Genomic DNA, 18,335 nt, shown 5'->3' on the forward strand with positions numbered 1-18,335 from the left:
GAGGATGAACGATGGAACAAAGGATTGGTGTTGTAGGTTCAGGTGTGATGGGGAGCGGCGTGGCCCAGGTCTTCGCCCAAGGCGGTTACGACACCGTGGTTGTAGAGGTATCCGAAGCGCAGATGCGCAGAACCCGGGAAAAGATTCGGGAGAGCCTTCGTTTTCAGAAAATGATGACCGGTGTGGCGCCGCGGGAGCGTGCTGAGGTTGTGCTGGACCGCATCCACTTCACCCAAGACATTGAGGCACTCGCCGCGTGTTCATTCGTGGTGGAGAATGTGACCGAGAGCTGGGATATCAAACGGGCAGTTTACGATCAGCTCAACAAAGTCTGCACGAAGGATTGCATTCTGGGGGTTAACACATCGGCGATATCGATCACCCGTGTGGCTGCGTTGGTGGAACGCCCCGAGCGGGTGGTTGGGATCCATTTCATGAATCCGGTGCCGCTTAAACCCATGGTTGAAGTCATCAGGGGATATCATACCACCCCGGAGACACTGCAAGTGACTCAGGAATTGCTGGGAACCCTCGGCAAACAAAGTGTAGTCGTTGACGACTCGGTCGGGTTTGTGACCAACCGGGCGATGATGATTTTTGTCAATGAGGCCATCTTCATGGTGCAGGAGCAAGTAGCTACACCCGAGGACATTGATATTTTATTCAAACAGTGTTTCGGACATAAGATGGGCCCCTTGCAGACGGCCGACCTGATTGGGCTGGACACCATACTCAAGTCACTTGATGTACTGTATGAAGGCTATAACGACAGTAAATACCGCCCTTGTCCCCTGCTCAAAAAAATGGTAGATGCCGGACTGCATGGTATGAAATCCGGTGAGGGTTTTTATTCTTACAATTGATTACAGGAGGCTGATCCCTATGAATCATGAGGAAATCAAACAACAGGTAACTGAATTTCTGACCCGCTCCTTGCGCACCAAGGAACTTAAGGACGATGACAATATCCTGGAGCTGGGCCTGGTGCATTCCCTGTTCATGATCCAGCTGATTATGTTCATCGAGAAGACGTTTCACCTGGAGCTGGAAGAAGAGGATCTGGATATGGACAATATCAAGACAGTCAATGATCTGGTAGTGCTGATTGAACGCCATCAACAGACGGGAGCTGCATTTCAATGAATACACCGTTAAAAGCGACCTCCGCCCCAGCCGCCGAAGCGGTTCGCCGCTTTGTGGAGTCGCGCGTCATGCCCCTGGCCGTCCAGATGGATCAGGAGCAGGAGATTCCGCGTATTTTGTTCACCGAAATGGCGGCCGAAGGACTGACAGGCCTGGCGGTACCAGTCAAATATGGGGGAACTGCCGTGGACTACGCCACACTGGGGGCCATCCATGAAGAGCTGGGCCGGGGCTTAGCTTCGGTACAGAATGCCTGTACAGTGTTCGGCATGGTCTGTAAACCGCTTTCGCGTTTTGGGTCGGAAGCCCAGAAGGACAAATGGCTGCCCGCCATTGCAGCCGGCGAAGTGATCCCGGCGATTGCAATCACCGAACCGGGGGTCGGGAGCGATATCTCCAAGCTGGAGACGGAAGCTGTGCAAGAGGATGGCCAAATCATCCTGAATGGCAGCAAAAAATACATCACACTTGGTCAAATCGCCGACTTGTTCCTGGTGTTCGCCCGCCTGAACGGGCGCGGGGTCGCCGTGCTGGTGGAACGGGGAACCCCCGGCTTAAGGATTAATCCGCTGCGTGGGCTGATGGGGCTGCGGGCCAATATGCTGGCTGAGCTGACCTTCGAGAATTGCTCTGTACCTGTGGAGAATCTGGTCGGCAAAATCGGCTTCGGCTTCACCCATGTGGCGAACTATGCGCTGGATGAAGGCCGTTACACCACCGCTTGCGGCAGTGTAGGCCTGGCTCAGGCTTGCCTCGAGCACAGCTTTCATTATACCGGGGAGCGGTTCCAGTTCGGTGAACCGCTGCGAAAGCATCAGCTCGTGCAGAAGATGCTCAGCGAGATGATCACCGAGACCAAAGCCGCGCGCGAGCTGTGTGCCGCCGCCGGGCGGCTGCGGGAGCAAGGTGATCCTGCAGCCATCACGGAGACCCTGGTCGCCAAGTACCATGCTTCCAAAACGGCTGTCCATGCAGCAGACCATGCTTTGCAGCTGCACGGCGCTTCGGGCTGCATGAATGGCAATCCGGTGGAACGGTTGTACCGGGATGCCAAGATTATGGAGATCATTGAAGGGACTTCCCAGATGCATGAGCTGCAAATTGCACGCACCTTCCGTTTGTAACACTGCGCCGCAACTGCGACAGAAGGGTGAGGATCGGATGAACAACCAGGCAGACCTGGCTTTAATATTCCCCGGATCGGGGTCCCAATATAAAGGAATGATGCGGAGCCTCTATGAATCCTCACGGATTGTGCAGGATACGCTGCACGAGGCGGATGAAATTCTCGGCTTTGAGTTATCCCGGCTGATGATGCTCGGCAGCACGGTCAAACTGAACCGGATCGGGCATATGCTGCCGGCCATCTGTGCGGCGAGTGTGGCCCATTACCGCCTGTACCGGGAGCAAGGCGGACCGCTGCCGGCCTATATGGCCGGGCACAGTCTGGGGGAATACTCCGCACTGATTTGCAGCGGTGCCTTGTCTTTTAAAGACGGGCTGCTGCTGGTCAGCTACCGTGCCCGTCTGGCGGAAGAAGTTATGGAAGCTACGGGCGGCGCAATGAGCATCATGAAATCGGTTGATCCTGCACGGGTCGCTTCGCTGTGCCTGGAACTGCAAGCTGAAGGGCGGAAGGTCAGTATAGCCTGCCTGAACTCGCGCAGCCAGATTGCAGTTTCCGGTCAAGATGCGGCGCTGGCGGAGCTGGAGCAGCGGGTTGCAGAAGCATCAGCCCATGCACAGATCAGCTACCTGATCGGGAGTGCCCCTTACCACTGTTCCCTGATGCAGCCGAGAGCGGCGGAAATGGCGGAGGAGCTAAGCAAATATAGCTGGAGCCTCCCCGGATGCCAGCTCCTGTCCAATGTAACAGGACGACCTTATACGTCCATCCAGGAGATGCAGGCACTGCTGCCGCAGCAATTACACAAGCCGGTGCTGTGGCAGGAATCCATCTTACATCTGCTGGAGAACGGTGCGCGGACATTCATTGAAATGGGCCCGCAAAATATCCTCAAGACACTGATGCCCGAAATTTCAGATGAAACCCGTGTGTATGCCCATGATGAAAAGTTGGACCGGATGACCATCCGTGATCTCTTCATCGCAGCTTCCGTCTCATCTGTGCTCAGGCCCAAGGCTGAGCCAGGACCGTCAGCCGCAGATTCGCGTCTTAAAGCGATAGGCATGTGTCTAACCCATGCCATGACTACCCGCAATTACAATCAGGCTGACGCCTCGGATATGCCGTCCTTGCAGCTGTATACGCAAGTCAAACAGTTGAAGCAAGAGCTGGATCAAGGGGGAGTCCCGCTTGGAGAAGAGCATGTTGCCCAGGCGTTGTCCATGTTGCAGGCCGTGTTTGAAGATAAGCGGACCCCGGACAATGAGCGGCAGCTCCGCTGGCAGCAAATCAAGGAAAAGACCGGAGTGGAGCGGCAAGTGGAGGTTAAAGCCGTGGCAAGGAGGGAAACGGAATGAATCTGCCTACTGTGGAGAACGAATGGCTGCAGCTGCTGCGCGGCTTTAACGATACCGCTGCTTCTTATTCACAGGACACCACGCTGGTGCAGCAATTTGAAGCACGCGCGGCGGAGCAGCCGCTTGCACCGGCCGTATATGTGAAGGATGTTGTCTACACTTACGGGGAACTGAACCGTGCAGCGAACCGGCTTGCTCATGCGCTGCGGTTAAGCGGTGCCGGAAGCGGGTCGATTGTAGCCCTGATGCTGGAGCGTTCTTTTGACATGCTGGTTGCCGTATACGGCGTGCTCAAAGCCGGAGCCGCATATTTGCCGCTGGATGCGGAGTGTCCGCCCAAGAGGCTTGAGGCAATGCTGTCTGACAGCTCGCCGGGCTGGGTCATCACAGAGGGTGGAGAGTCCCGACCGTCTGTGCTGCCTTCAACCGCCGAATGGGTGACGTTGGACCATCTGGCGGACCTTGACCTGCCCGGGACGAATCTGCCGGAAGGACCGCAGCCGGGTGATCTGGCTTATGTCATCTATACATCCGGCACCACCGGCGATCCCAAGGGTGTGCTTGTAGAACATGGTGCTCTGGTTAACCGGATCGAATGGATGCAGAAAAAATTCCCGATTACAGACAAGGATATCCTGTTTCAAAAAACAGTGTATACGTTCGATGTCTCAGTCTGGGAGCTGGTCTGGTGGTCAACAGCAGGCGCTGCGGTCTGCCTGCTGCCGCCGCGCAAGGAAAATGATCCGCGTGTGTTCGTGAGACTGATTGAGAAAACAGGAGTCAGTGTGATTCATTTTGTTCCCTCCGTATTGCGATTGTTCCTTGAATATATCGGCAGCGGTTTTGCACTGGAACGCCTGAATAGCCTGCGGTATGTATTCTGCAGCGGAGAAGCGTTGACCGCCCCCCTGGCCCGGCAGTTCTATCATACGTTCCCGGAGGAACAAGGCGTGAAGTTGATTAATCTCTACGGTCCTACGGAAGCGGCGATCGATGTCACCTATCATGTCTGCGAGCGGGATTCCCTGGACGAGCCGGTTCCGATCGGACGGCCTATTGACAACATCCGTTTGTATATACTGCGCGATGATTTCTCGCTGGCACCCATTGGAGAGACAGGCCAGCTCTATATCTCAGGGGCAGGATTGGCCCGCGGGTATCTGAACCAGCCGCAGTTGACGATGGAGAGGTTCGTGCCCAATCCTTATGAACCCGGGCAGCGCATGTACCGTACAGGTGATCTTGCCTCATGGAACAGGGAGGGAGAAGTCATGTACGCCGGGCGGGAGGACGATCAGATCAAACTGCGCGGATTGCGTATTGAGCTGGGTGAAGTGGAGAGCAACTTGCTCCGCAGCGTCCATGTCAAAGCTGCCGTTGCAGGCGTCCGTACAGGGGATACCGGGGAACAATTCCTAACCGCCTTTGTGGTTGCGGCTACGGACGCGGAACCCCTTCCGGAACAGGATAAGTTGCGGGCACTACGGGCCGAGCTGGCTTTGTATTTGCCTGCATATGCGATTCCGACAGAAATGATCTGGATCGACGAGATTCCACTGAAACGGACCGGCAAGGCAGACCGGAGCCTCCTGCTTGCCATTCACGGAGGTAAGGCCGCACGAAGCTAAGGGGGCGGAATGGATGATGATAAACAATGAACTATATGACAAATTATTGCACAAAAAAGGGATTTCAGTTCCGGGACACTCCGCGATTCCCCGTACGGGAGAGACCGGTCCCTTCGGTTTGTCCCCTGCGCAGCGCGGGATTTGGTTCCTCCAGCAGCTACATCCGGCCAGCGCCGCCTTCAATAACAGTGCGGCTCTAAAGATCGAAGGAAACCTTAACACGGACTGTATGCGGGCAGCGCTGCGATCTCTGCTGGAACGGCATGAACTGCTTAATGTAAATTACAGGCTGCACCAGGGCGAGCCGTGTGCCAGTCCTCACGCAGTAGACTTAGCTTTTGAAGAGGTTTCAGCGGAGGCTGCCGACGGGGATGCATCGTCGGAAAGGCTGCATACGCAAATCTCAAATATTGCAGGCAGCACGATGGACCTTGAGCATGATCCGCTGATTGCTTTTACACTGCTGCGCGTAGGTGAGCAGGAGCATATCTGGATCATCCGCATGCACCATATAGTAGCAGACGGCTGGTCCAAGGGGATTCTCCTGCGTGACTTTACACGCCTGTATGAAGCAGCCTTGAACAAGGTAACTCCGGAACTGCAGCCGCTTGCGATCCAGTACCGGGACTATGTTCGGTGGCTTGGCAGCCGGAGCGAAGAGCCGGCGTATGCACGGGATCTGGCCTTCTGGCTTGATAAGCTGGAAGGCGCGCCCCCTATGTTGGATATACCGGCCGACTTTAAACGGCCGAGCACCATGTCGGGCTTGGGGGGGATGGAGACCTTTGAGATAGAGCCTGATGTATATGAGTGCATCAGCAGCTTTTGCCGGAAGGAACGCTTATCGGTGTTTCATTTCCTGCTGACCGTTTTTAAGACTCTGCTCTTCCGGTACTGTGCAGCAGAAGATTTGCTTGTCGGCACGCCGGTAGCCGGACGTACAAGAACCGAACTGGAGCCGCTGATCGGCATGTTCGTGAATACAGTGGTGGTCCGCACACAGCCGCGGGACGACCTGCCTTTTATAGATTATGCAAGGAAGGTTCAGGAAGAGGCCTTGCTCGCTTTTGACCATCAGGAGCTGCCGTTCGATCTGCTTGTCGAGAAGCTGAACCCTGACCGTGAGCGAAGTGTACAGCCGGTCTTCCAGACCATGTTCCAGCTCGATAATCTGGAGATGCCTGTTATGGAAGCGCAAGGGCTCCGCTTGTCACCGGTTCCGCTCGATATCGGGATTGCCCAGAATGATCTGTCCGTATCCTGCTGGGAGGAAGACGGAGGGCTGCGGGGGACTTTTGAATTCAGTTCCGATCTGTTCACCAGAGCAACGGTGAGGCGAATGGCCTTACATTTTGTCCGTCTGGTGTCAGCAGCTCTGGCCTGTCCTCAGCAGGTGCTTGGCCGGCTTGAACTGCTGGATGCAAAAGAGGAGCAGATGATTTTGCGGACGTGGAACGAGACAGCGATGCCGGTGCCGGAACATGGTTTTATATCCTGGATCGAGCGCAGAGCCGTCCAAGCTCCGGCAAGCTGTGCGGTGCTTGAAGGGGAACAGCGGCTTAGTTACCGTGATCTCAACCTGTGGGCGAACCGTCTTGCGGCGCTGCTTGTGGCTAAGGGTCTGACCGCAGAGACACCGGTGCTTGTCTGCCTGCCTTCCTCGGGACGTTTTGTGGCGGCCGCGCTGGCTGTATCCAAAGCGGGAGGAGCCGTGGTGCCTGTTGATCCGGCTATGCCCAGGGAACGCATCCGGCAGATGGTGGAGGAGCTTGGCGGCCATGGATTTGCACTGAGCGATGCTGCACATGCCGCGTTACTGCCCCTTCCGGACGAGCGCTTGATCTTGCTGGGGGAGCAGCCTCCAGTGTTCAGCGGGCAAGACGAACGAAGACCGGAAGCTGAATTGTCGCCGCAGGGGCTGGCTTTTATCATCTTCACTTCCGGTTCGACAGGGGTCCCAAAAGGTGTCCTTTTGGAGCGGCGCAGCATCGACAATCTGGTCCAGTCTTTTCTATCTTCGTACCAGGTAACGGACGGGGATCGCCTTCTGCCCATTACATCGGTTGCTTCGGCCAGTTTCATCGGGGAATCGCTGCCGATTCTGGCAGCAGGAGGGACGCTTGTGTTGCCGGAGACCGAAACCGTGCTGCACCCGGGCAAGCTGCGGGCGTATATGGAACGGCACCAAATTACGATCCTCAGCACGGTGCCATCCATGATAAGGCGCTTAAACAGCGACGGAGGAACCAATCCGGGACTGCGCCTGATTCTTAGCGGCGGGGAGACCTTGCTGCCAAACCATGTGGACAGGCTGCGCGGCGTCGAAATTGCCAACGGGTATGGATTGTCAGAATCGGGCGTGTGCAGTACATATACGCTGCTGAAGCCGGGAACGGACGGGGCACAGACGGTTTCCGCTTCACTTGGCAGGCCTGTAGCCAATCAGCAGGTCTATGTACTGAATGCTCATCTGCAGCCGGTTCCGATTGGGGTGAAGGGACAAATCTGCATCTCTGGCCACGGCCTGGCCCGCGGATATCTGAACCGGGGGGATTTGACTGAAGCGGCCTTCGTTCCCCATCCGTTCCGCGAGGGTGAGCGGCTGCTTCTTACCGGAGATACCGGATATTTGCTCCCCGGCGGTGAGCTTGCTTTCATCGGCCGCAGCGACCGTCAAGTCCAAATCCGCGGATACCGGATTGAACTGAGTGAAGTGGAGCGGCACCTGTGTGCCTGCCCGGAGGTCGAGGAGGCGGCCGTGCATCCGCAGCCCGATTTTGAAGGCAACCTGCGCCTGATCGCCTACTATACGGTCCGCAGCCAAACGAGTATTATCGGCCGGCAATTGGCTCATTGGCTGGAGCCGCGGATTCCTTCTTATATGAAGCCCGCCGCTTATATTCAGCTGGACCATATTCCCTATAATGCCAATGGCAAGCTGGAGGTTTCGGCCCTTCCGCAGCCCGGAGAGAGCCTTGCTTCCGGCGGGTCAGCCTATGAGCAGCCACAGACGGCTATGGAGACAAATATCGCACAGGTCTGGCAGGAGATTCTTCAGCTTCCGCACTTTGGCGTGGAAGACAACTTTTTTGATCTGGGGGGACATTCGCTGCTGCTCGCCAAAGTTCATGACCGGCTTAGCCGGGAATTCCCCGTTCCGCTGACGCTGGTGGATTTGTTCAGATACCCGACCGTCCGTTCACTTGCCGGCTATCTCAGCGAAGGCGTTCGCGATACTCCGGGGACTGACATTTATGAGACAGCCGCGAAGCAAAAAAACGCATTTCTCCGTTACCGGAAAACAGCTTCTTCCGTAGCGGTTCGCAGCACTACAGAGAGGGAGGAATAGATGCTATGAGTCATCCTGAATATCCTTATAACGGAAATGAAATTGCGGTCATCGGCATGGCGGGAAGGTTCCCCCAGTCCGAGAATCTGGAAGCCTTCTGGCGAAATCTGACGGAGGGGAAGGAGTGTATTTCCCATTACTCCAGCCGGGAGCTGGAGGAGGCCGGCATTGATCCCGGGATCCTGAGCCAGCCGAATTATGTCAGGGCCAAAGGGGAAATCGGCCAGCTGGATGCGTTCGATGCCGCTTTTTTTGGGATCAATCCCAAGGATGCGGAGCTGATGGACCCCCAACACCGGATGATGCTTGAGTGTGCCTGGGAAGCGCTGGAGCATGCGGGCTATGAGCCGGGGCAATGCGGAGGTTCTGTGGGTGTTTTTGCCGGAAAAAGCATGAGTTCATATCTGTTCCTGAACCTCTATCCCCATATTCAAAAAATGCTGGCCACCGGCAATTTGCAGGCAGCCATCGGCAATGACAAGGACAGCATGGCGACAACGATCTCCTACCGTTTGAATCTCAAAGGTCCGTCCATGGCGGTGCAGTCTTCGTCGTCGACCTCTCTGGTCTCCGTCTGCATGGCGGCGCAGAGCCTGCTGACCTACCAATGCGACATGGCGCTGGCCGGAGGCATTACGGTTGGCCCTCCTGAACGTGCAGGCTACCTCTATGAACCTGGAGGAATTATGTCGGCGGATGGGCACTGCCGCGCTTTTGACGAGAACAGCAGCGGATTTGTTCCGGGCAACGGCTACGGTCTTGTCGTACTGAAACGGCTGGATGAAGCGATCCGGGACAAGGATCATATCTGGTCTGTCATCAAGGGGTTCGCCGTCAACAATGACGGGGCGGACAAAATCAGCTACACCGCGCCAAGCGTAGGCGCTCAATCCGAAGTTATCGCAGCAGCCCAGGCTCTTGCAGAGGTTGACCCGCAGACGATCGGTTACGTTGAAGCGCATGGCACCGGCACCCGAATGGGAGATCCCATTGAAATCGAGGCGTTGACCCAGGCGTTCCGCCATGGCACGAATCAGCGAGGGTATTGCCCGATCGGTTCGGTTAAGACAAATATAGGACATCTGGATTCTGCGGCCGGTATTGCCGGATTCATCAAAGCGACGCTCATGCTGCACCACAAGCAAATTCCGCCGACACTGAATTATAAGCGCCCCAATCCGGCAATTGACTTTGCCGGCAGTCCTTTTTACGTAAATACGGAGCTTGCGGATTGGACTGAACAAGCTTACCCGCGCCGTGCCGGAGTGAACTCGCTCGGAATGGGCGGCACCAATGCCCACGTGATTCTTGAAGAAGGTCCGCGTGAGTACAGCGAACCCGCAGCGCCGGGGTGGCATATCCTGCCGGTATCGGCGAAATGCGAGGCTTCCCTGGCCGGCAATCTGGCCCGGTTGCAGCAGCATTTACGCGAAGACACGCAGACGGAACTGCCGGATGTAGCCTATACGCTGTCGGTGGGCCGGCAGGCTTTTGGGAACAGGGCGGCTGTGGTCTGCTCCACACGGGAAGAGGCTGTCCTGGCGCTGGAAACGGCCGATCCGCAAGCGGTATTCCAGGGAGAAAGTCCTTCCAGGAACCGACCTCTGGTCTTTATGTTCACGGGACAAGGTTCGCAATATGCGGGGATGGCGGCAGGGATATATGCTGCTGAACCGGTATTCCGGAAATATTACGATCAATGCGCAGTACAGATCAAAACCCTGACGGGGATGGACATCCAGCCCTTGATGTTGTCCATGGAGAAGCACCCGCAGACACTGGATGTAAACGAGACTGCGCTTACCCAACCGTTGTTATTTGCTGTTGAATATGCGATGGCCCAGCTGCTGATCAGCCGGGGATTCCGGCCGCAGGCCATGATCGGCCACAGTCTGGGGGAATACGCCGCAGCGGCAATCGCCGGTGTGTTCAGTCTTGAAGATGCGGTTCTGCTGGTCTGCCGCAGGGCGGAGTGGATGTCCCGGACCGATAGAGGAGTGATGCTGGCCGTTGGCCACAGCCGTGAGGCAGTAGCCGGTTATCTCCAGGAGAGCATTACGCTGGCTGCGGTCAACAGCCCGGGTCTATGCGTGCTGTCGGGTGAAGAGGGAGCCATTGCCGGACTTGAACGGCTGCTGGCGGAGGAAGGAATCTATAATAAGCGCCTGTCCACCTCCCACGCCTTTCACTCCCCGCTGATGTTGCCAGTGCTTGCTCCGTACCGCGAGCTGCTGATGCAGGTGGAATTAAAAGAGCCTTCCATTCCAGTGATGTCCTGTCTTACCGGAGCCTGGCTGCGGGCTGAGGAGGCTGTCGATCCGGAATACTGGACCCGGCATATTCTCGAACCGGTTGTATTTTTGGACGGGCTTGAGGCCCTTCTTCGTGAAGGGAACAAGCTGTTTGTAGAATTAGGGCCAGGCTCCGCGTTGTGCAGTCTGGGGCGGCAGAACCCGGCGGCAGCTGAAGACAGTGTATGGGTGCCCGTCATGCGTCCTGCCCACAGGCTGGACGAGGACGCGCGTGTGCTGGCACAGGCCATAGCCAACCTGTGGGTCTGCGGTGCTGAACTGGACTTTGCACTATATTACGGGAATGAACCGCGGAGACGGGTGCCGCTGCCAACGTATGCTTTCTCACGCCAGAGCTACTGGGTATATCCCGAAGCAGCCCCGTCCGTTGCTAATGCCGGTCTTGCCCCCGGAACTGAAGTATCCGGGATAACGACACCGGTCAGTACCGGTCCCGAACACCGGTATACCGGACACCATGCCCGCCCTAAGGTATCGGCAACGTACCGCGCGCCGGAGGGAAGGATCGAGCAGCAACTCGTGGAGATTATGGAGCGGGAACTCCATCTTCAACCGGTGGGTGCGGATGATGACTTTTTCGAGCTGGGAGGTCATTCGCTGCTGGCAACCCAGGTGTTGGACCGGATTCGGCAGGTGTTGGGCGTACAGCTGTCCATTGAGAGTATCTTTTTAAATCCAACCGTAAGTGGAATGGCCCAACTGCTGGAGAACACTTCCGGAGAAGCCGTCAAGGAGCAGTCCATTGAACGTCTGTTTCAGGAAATGGCTGCCATGAGCAGCGGCGAGATTGCCAGCGCGCTGGCAGAAGACAAACTCAAGCCGAGTGGAGGGAAGGGGTAATGGCCGAACAAGCAGCCCTATCCTCATTGTCGCCTGAGCAGAAACAATGGTTCCGGCTGCAAATGCGTGAACGGGGAATCCCCGTGCTGCAAATTCCTCTGGAGGTAAGGTCCCGCGATGACAATGGATTGCCGTTGTCTTACAGCCAGGAACGTTTGTGGCTGATGGAACAGCTGGGAGGCACCGCCTCCAGTTATCATCTGCATCAGGCAATCCGGATTACCGGCCGCCTTCAGACCGAGCACCTGGAAGCCAGCTTGCGTCTGCTGGCATCGTCGCACGAGAGCTTCCGGACCTCCTTCACTGCCAAGGAAGGAAAGCCGCAGCAGCACATCGCCGCCGGCAGCAGCATCCCTCTGCAGCGGGTCAAGGTCACCGGAGCATCGGAAGCGGAGCGGCTGGTGTTGGCCGAGCAGGCCGCCCAGCCCCTGCTTACGCAGCCGTTTGATCTCGGCAAGGCGCCCCTGCTGCGAACCGGATTGTACGAGCTGGAAGAGGATGATCACATCCTTGTGTTCGTCATTCATCATATTGTTGCGGATGGCTGGTCGCTTAGATTGCTTACTAGTGAATGGATGCAGTTCTATAACGCATTATGCAAGGGCCAGAGCCCTATACCTAAGCAACGTATGTACGATTATGCAGATTATGCCTGCTGGCAGAGAGAGTGGATGCAGGCAGACATGCTGGCGGAAGGCCTGAATTACTGGAAGGAACAGCTGCGGGGCGTTGATCCTTTCTATACCATCCCTTCCCATCGCCCGCGTCCGCGCCTGCTGACCTCGGGTGGAGACAGCTGCATGCTGCGGATCGAAGCGCCGGAGCTTGAAGCCCTGCGAGCTCTAGCACGGTCCGCCGGCGCATCGCTTTTTATGACGGTAATGGCTGCTTTCAACGTGCTGCTGTACCGGTATACGGGCAGAGGAGATGTTGTGGTCGGCACCCCCACAGCGGGAAGATGCCGGGAAGAAACCGAAGAGATGCTCGGCTGCTTCGTGAACAATCTGGTATTAAGAACGGATATCCGCGAAGCAGGCAGCTTCACCGAAGTCTTGCAACTGACCACTCAGACGGTGCTTGGAGCCCTGAAAGCTCAGGAGGTCCCGTTTGAGCATGTACTGGATGCCCTAAATCCGCTCCGGGATATGGCCTACTCGCCTTTATTTCAGCTCTTTTTTATCTTCCAGCAGGGCGGCATGCCGCCTGATCAACTGGACGGCGCTGTCTGTACGCCGCAGAAGTGGACACAGCCGTCCGCCAAATTTGATATGACGCTGGAGGTTATCGAACATCTTGATCATCTGGATGTAATGCTGGAATACAACACCGATCTTTATGACAAAAGGCTGGCAGAAGGACTGCTCGCAAACTATGTCTGGATGCTTGGTCATTTGCCGGCGCAAGCCCACTTGCCGCTACCGCAGCTTCCATTGATCTCTCCGCTTGAAGAGACGAAGCTGCGTACCGCCGGTACCGGTCCGGGTGCCGCTTACCCGGAGCGCTCCACACTGCATTCGCTTGTGGAGCGTCAAGCCGCGGCCACGCCGCCCGCCGTGGCTGTGGTCTGCGGCTCACGATCCTATACGTATGCCGAGTTATATGGGGCGGCAGAGAAGTTAGCCGCATATTTGCAGCTCTCAGGCTGCGCTGGACCGGGGCACCGTGTTGGCATCTGCGCCAGTCCTTCGTTCGAGCTTGCGGCAGGTATCCTCGGCATTTTGATCAGCGGCAGCGCTTATGTTCCGCTCGATCCGGCTTTTCCGGAACAACGGCTGCAATTCATCGCGGGACATGCTGAACTGGACTGCATTCTGATAGATCATCCGGCGGAAGCCGACCGGTTCGGCGAACATCGCTGCTGCGACATCAGCCCCGGCAGCGAATGTTGGCAGACCCATGGTGCTCTATCGGACTCCAGGTTATCTGATCAGCCGCATCAAGCTTATATGATTTATACCTCAGGAAGTACAGGCCAGCCCAAAGGGGTTGCCGTCACTCACAGGAACGCGGTCCATTTCCTGTATTCCATGCAGGAGCTGCTGCATATGACGCCTGAGGATTCACTGTTGTCCGTCACAACCTGTTCGTTTGATATATTCTTGCTGGAACTGTTTTTGCCATTATTCACAGGGGCATCGGTGATCTTCCCGCAGGAGGGAAGCAGCGCTGATCCAGGGCTGCTTATGGGAGAAATCGATCGTTATAAGCCAACCTTTATGCAGGCAACTCCGGTATTGTGGCGTTTGCTGCTGGGGGAGGGCTGGAAGGGTTCGGAGTACATTAATCTGCTCAGCGGTGGCGAGGAGCTGAAGCCCGAGCTGGCCGCACAATTGTTCCGCCGGGGTAAAACGGTATGGAATTTGTACGGCCCCACCGAAACGGCGGTATGGTCACTGGCCCATAAGCTTACACCGGATGATCTTCAGCACCAAGTACCGATCGGCAGACCGATCGGCCGTACGAGCTGTCTGGTGCTGGATGATGAGCTGGCTCTTTTGCCGATGGGGGCCGAAGGCACGCTGTATATCGGAGGTGACGGCGTAACGGATGGTTATCACCGTCAGCCGGAGCTGACGGCGCAGAAGTTCATTTTGAACCCGCTGGATCAAGCTGGCGGGCTGCTGTTCAATACGGGGGACCGGGTCCGGCTCCAACCTGGGGGCGAAATGGTCTATCTCGGCCGCAAAGACCAGCAGCTCAAGCTGCGGGGTTTCCGTATCGAACCCTCGGAGATTGAGCAGCAGTTGAACCTTCAGCCTGGCGTTGCGGCCAGCGCCGTGGTGGCTTGCGATGACGGACAGGGAGAACAGCTGCTGGCCGCTTATTGGGTACCGTCCCCTTCAGCGACTAACAAGGCGGCCGTTCCTGACGAAGCAGAGTGGAAGCAGACATTGCGCGGAGTGCTGCCCGGCTATATGATCCCGGCGCGTTTCATTAAGCTTGCTGAGCTGCCGTTGACACCAAACCGCAAGGTAGACCGGAAATTCCTTGCAGGGCTGCCGCTGGACAAGGCGGTGTTGACCCGCAGCTACACAGCACCGCGGAGTTCGTCTGAAATCCGGCTCGCCGAGGTATGGGGCGAGGTGCTGAACCGGACCAGCGTCGGCATCCACGATCATTTTTTTGATCTGGGCGGTAATTCTTTGTTGGCTGTCAAGCTGCTGACAGAAATCCGCTCCAGGATGAAGGTGGAGTTGACGCTGCGCCAGTTGCTTATCGCTTCCACTATTGCCAATGTGGCAGCGGAATTGGACGCGGCTGGGGTGACACCTTTGTCAGAAGAGGATGGAAACACGGCTAAAGCCGATTTGCCCGAATTTAAGGTGTCGCCGCATGAAGCCTTTGAAGCCTTTCCGTTGACCGAAGTACAGATGGCCTATTGGAGCGGGAGAGGGACAGGCAGTGCTGCTACCCACGTCTACCAGGAGATGGAGTTTGCCGGTCTTGATATTGGACGTTTCGAGCAGTGTTTCCAGGTGCTCGTGAAGCGCCATCCCATGCTGAGGGCAAGGGTATTGCCGGACGGCGTGCAGCAGATTCTGGAAGAAGTCCCGCCTTACCAAATAAGAATAGTCGACGCCAGCGGCTGTTCCGAACCGGAGCGCGTCTCACGGCTGGATGGCATTCGACAACTGATGTCGCACACGATTCATAGCGGCAGTTGGCCGATGTTCGCCATTGAGGCGACCCGGCTGCCCGAAGGCCTTACCAGGCTGCATATCAGCTTTGACCTTATGATCGCCGATGCACGGAGTTTTCAGATTATTCTGGAAGAACTGGCTGAGCTGTATGCCGGAGCGGCCATATGGCCACCACTGGAAGCAACTTTCCGTGATTATGTCTTGTCCTTGCTGTCCATAACCTCCGCAGACCGTTACAGAATGGCACAGTCCTATTGGCAAGAGCGCATTCCCTGTCTCCCGGCCGGTCCGCAGCTGCCAGCAGCAGTCTCTCAGGGACCGAAGCGGCAGGAATTCAAGCGCTGGAAGGCCGTTCTTCCGGCCAGGCTCTGGTCGAAACTGTCGGCGGCGGCACGCAGACGGGGCTTGACCTCTTCCGCCTTGCTGCTCACTTGTTATGCAGAGGTGCTTGCATTGTATGCCAAGCAGCCGCATTTCTTATTGAATCTTACGCTGTTCAACCGGCTTCCTCTGCATCCGCAAATGGATCAGCTGGTTGGCGACTTCACTACCATCAGTCTGCTGGAGGTCGATTATCGTGAGCCGGGCCCCTTCAGCAGAAGGGCTGAACAGCTGCAGGAGCGCCTGTGGACCGACCTCGACCACCGGCTTTATAGCGGCATCCGGGTGACGGAACAACTTCTGGCCAATAGCATACTGAGTGAACCGGTCCCGGTGGTGTTCACCAGCCTGCTGGATTTGTCTGGAACAGATGGGGCAAAAGACGGGTTCGATCAGATTTTTCAGCGGAGGAATGAACCCGAGACGGAAGCGCGCAGCCTGTCGGAGACCCCTCAGGTATGGCTGGATCACCAGGTAGCTGAACGGGACGGCGAGCTTCACTACAATTGGGACGCGGTAGAGGGCAGGTTCCCCGCAGGAGTGCTGGAAGAGATGTTCTCCGTATATGGAAGCCTGCTGCGCCGTTTGACGGAAGAAGAGGATACCTGGGAGCAGCTGCTGCCACTGGCTGGTCCGGGTGCAGCCGGATTCGCACACCGCCTTAGACTGGCGGAACTTGATACTAGGCACCGGCGTGAACCGGAGATGCAGGACATTGCCCTGCATCAGGGGTTTCAACGAATGGCCCACAGCCAGCCTAATGCACCGGCTCTGATCGCGGGCGGCAATTTATTCTCCTACGGGGAGCTGAACCGCAAATCCAACGCTGTTGCACATCAGCTGGTGGCATATAGCGTTCAGCCGGGGACCTTGGTCGCTGTGGTGATGGACAAGGGCTGGGAGCAGGTGGCAGCGGTCCTCGGAATTATGAAGGCCGGAGCCGCCTACCTGCCGGTAGATGCGAGTCTGCCCGCATACCGCATCAGCGAGCTGCTGGAGCTTGGACAGGTGCAAGTCGCACTGGTACAGTCCTCAGCCCTTCCGGGTGACTTTGCCGCCACCGGCATTCGGAGCATAGAGGTCAATGAGAATACCGGAGACGAAGATACGCCGGAATATGGCAGTGACGTCGACGGGACAGGCGATCAGCTGGCCTATGTTCTATTCACTTCCGGCAGCACCGGAACGCCCAAAGGGGTGATGATAAGCCATCAAGCTGCGGTCAACACGCTGGCCGACATTAACCGCAGCTACAGGCTGAACCCGCAAGATGTCGTGCTTGGCCTTTCTTCGCTAAGCTTCGATCTGTCCGTATTTGATATCTTCGGCTGCTTGGCGGCCGGAGGCACGCTAGTGCTGCCGGACCCGCAGCGGCTGCGTGATCCGGGACACTGGCTGGAGCTGATGCAGAAGCAACGAGTCACGGTCTGGAACAGCGTTCCCGCCTTCATGAACATGCTTTTGTTGTATGCTGCATCTGAAGTTCGGCTGGATTCCCTTAGACTGTGCCTGCTGAGCGGAGATTGGATTCCTTCCAATCTTCCGGGAGCCATCCGCCGCCTGAACCCTGGGGCCGAGGTGATTGCACTTGGCGGAGCGACGGAAGCAGCGGTCTGGTCGATCCAGTTCCCGGTTCACACTGTCGATCCGGCCTGGGCTAACATTCCCTATGGACTGTCCATGTCCGGCCAGCGTGTCTATGTGCTGAATGCACGGATGGAAGAATGTCCGGTAGCGGTGCCCGGAGAGCTGTATATTGGCGGGGTTGGCGTTGCCGTCGGCTATTGGCGGGATGAGGTCCGCACTGCTGAACACTTTGTGATGTCTCCCATTACCGGAGAACGACTCTACCGGACGGGGGATTGGGGCCGCTATGGAGCAGACGGGGTCATTGAATTCCTTGGACGTGACGACCTTCAGGTCAAAATCAGCGGTTACCGCATTGAGTTAAGTGAAATCGAAAGCGCCCTGAAGACATGGCCCGGCGTTCAAGAGGCTGCTGTGCTTGCGGAAGGAGAGGAGGACGCGAGGCGTCTGCGCGCTTTTGTGATCCTCAGGCCTGACCGGCAACCGCTGCCGGACGCTGCTGCCCTGCGAGCCCATCTGAGATCCCGGCTTCCAGGCTATATGGTCCCATACAGTATAAGCCTTCTCGAAGAATTTCCTTTGACGACCAACGGGAAAATTGACCGCAAAGCACTCCTGGCCACTCCGCCTGAAACGGCTCTGAACGCAGCTGGGCCGCCGAAGTCCGAACTGGAAGAAGCTATTCTCTCCATTTGGAGGGAACTGCTGAATCGCCAGATCATCGGCCGGGATGAGCATTTTTTCGACCTGGGCGGCAATTCGCTGAAGCTGGTTCAGATGCAGTTGAAGCTGCAGGAGATGCTGGACCGCGAGATCCCTATTGTCGAGCTGTTCAGGCACACCTCAGTTGCGGCGCTGGTTGAATTTTTCGGGAGTGCTCCGGCGGACAAAGATCAGCCAGGCAAGGAGCAAAAAGCGGCGGAACGGGCAGACAGACGGTTTCAAGCCAGACAGACGCGCCGCAGATGAT

General features: G+C 56.9%; 8 protein-coding genes. All 8 read left to right on the forward strand.

From position 1 onward, the window contains the following. Positions 1-11: 11 nt before the first annotated feature. From IEY53_RS06380 to IEY53_RS06415, 8 genes are read left to right on the forward strand one after another with little or no spacing between them, the layout of a single operon-like run. Positions 12-863, forward strand: a complete 852-nt coding sequence (locus tag IEY53_RS06380) for a 3-hydroxyacyl-CoA dehydrogenase family protein (RefSeq protein ID WP_189023080.1) — start codon at positions 12-14, stop codon at positions 861-863. Between the two features lie 19 nt (positions 864-882). Further along, a complete protein-coding gene (locus tag IEY53_RS06385) occupies positions 883-1,143 on the forward strand; it encodes an acyl carrier protein (protein WP_189023082.1) in 261 nt (86 codons plus the stop codon). After that, positions 1,140-2,267: an acyl-CoA dehydrogenase family protein gene (locus IEY53_RS06390; protein ID WP_189023084.1), complete on the forward strand. Its 1,128-nt coding sequence runs from the start codon at positions 1,140-1,142 to the stop codon at positions 2,265-2,267. The genes IEY53_RS06385 and IEY53_RS06390 overlap by 4 nt, the downstream gene beginning before the upstream one ends. A gap of 37 nt (positions 2,268-2,304) precedes the next feature. Then, the gene (locus IEY53_RS06395) at positions 2,305-3,627 is read left to right on the forward strand and encodes an ACP S-malonyltransferase (protein WP_189023086.1); all 1,323 of its coding nucleotides are present in this window, start codon (positions 2,305-2,307) and stop codon (positions 3,625-3,627) included. Further along, on the forward strand, positions 3,624-5,255 hold the full coding sequence (locus tag IEY53_RS06400; protein WP_189023088.1) for a non-ribosomal peptide synthetase: 1,632 nt from the start codon (positions 3,624-3,626) through the stop codon (positions 5,253-5,255). Before IEY53_RS06395 ends, IEY53_RS06400 begins: the two co-directional genes overlap by 4 nt. 13 nt (positions 5,256-5,268) lie before the next feature. Continuing rightward, positions 5,269-8,604, forward strand: a complete 3,336-nt coding sequence (locus IEY53_RS06405) for a non-ribosomal peptide synthetase (RefSeq protein WP_189023090.1) — start codon at positions 5,269-5,271, stop codon at positions 8,602-8,604. A 5-nt stretch (positions 8,605-8,609) separates the two neighbouring features. Further along, positions 8,610-11,756, forward strand: coding sequence for a type I polyketide synthase (locus IEY53_RS06410; RefSeq protein ID WP_189023092.1), 3,147 nt, complete (start codon positions 8,610-8,612; stop codon positions 11,754-11,756). Beyond that, on the forward strand, positions 11,756-18,334 hold the full coding sequence (locus IEY53_RS06415) for a non-ribosomal peptide synthetase (RefSeq protein WP_189023094.1): 6,579 nt from the start codon (positions 11,756-11,758) through the stop codon (positions 18,332-18,334). The genes IEY53_RS06410 and IEY53_RS06415 overlap by 1 nt, the downstream gene beginning before the upstream one ends. Position 18,335: the final 1 nt, after the last annotated feature.

The organism is Paenibacillus albidus (assembly GCF_014644435.1).
GTDB lineage: Bacteria > Bacillota > Bacilli > Paenibacillales > Paenibacillaceae > Paenibacillus_AQ > Paenibacillus_AQ albidus.

Coding starts and splice junctions, on each gene's coding strand:
- IEY53_RS06380 (WP_189023080.1), top strand. CDS start 12: ATGGAACAAAGGATTGGTGTTGTAGGTTCAGGTGTGATGGGGAGCGGC.
- IEY53_RS06385 (WP_189023082.1), top strand. CDS start 883: ATGAATCATGAGGAAATCAAACAACAGGTAACTGAATTTCTGACCCGC.
- IEY53_RS06390 (WP_189023084.1), top strand. CDS start 1,140: ATGAATACACCGTTAAAAGCGACCTCCGCCCCAGCCGCCGAAGCGGTT.
- IEY53_RS06395 (WP_189023086.1), top strand. CDS start 2,305: ATGAACAACCAGGCAGACCTGGCTTTAATATTCCCCGGATCGGGGTCC.
- IEY53_RS06400 (WP_189023088.1), top strand. CDS start 3,624: ATGAATCTGCCTACTGTGGAGAACGAATGGCTGCAGCTGCTGCGCGGC.
- IEY53_RS06405 (WP_189023090.1), top strand. CDS start 5,269: ATGATGATAAACAATGAACTATATGACAAATTATTGCACAAAAAAGGG.
- IEY53_RS06410 (WP_189023092.1), top strand. CDS start 8,610: ATGAGTCATCCTGAATATCCTTATAACGGAAATGAAATTGCGGTCATC.
- IEY53_RS06415 (WP_189023094.1), top strand. CDS start 11,756: ATGGCCGAACAAGCAGCCCTATCCTCATTGTCGCCTGAGCAGAAACAA.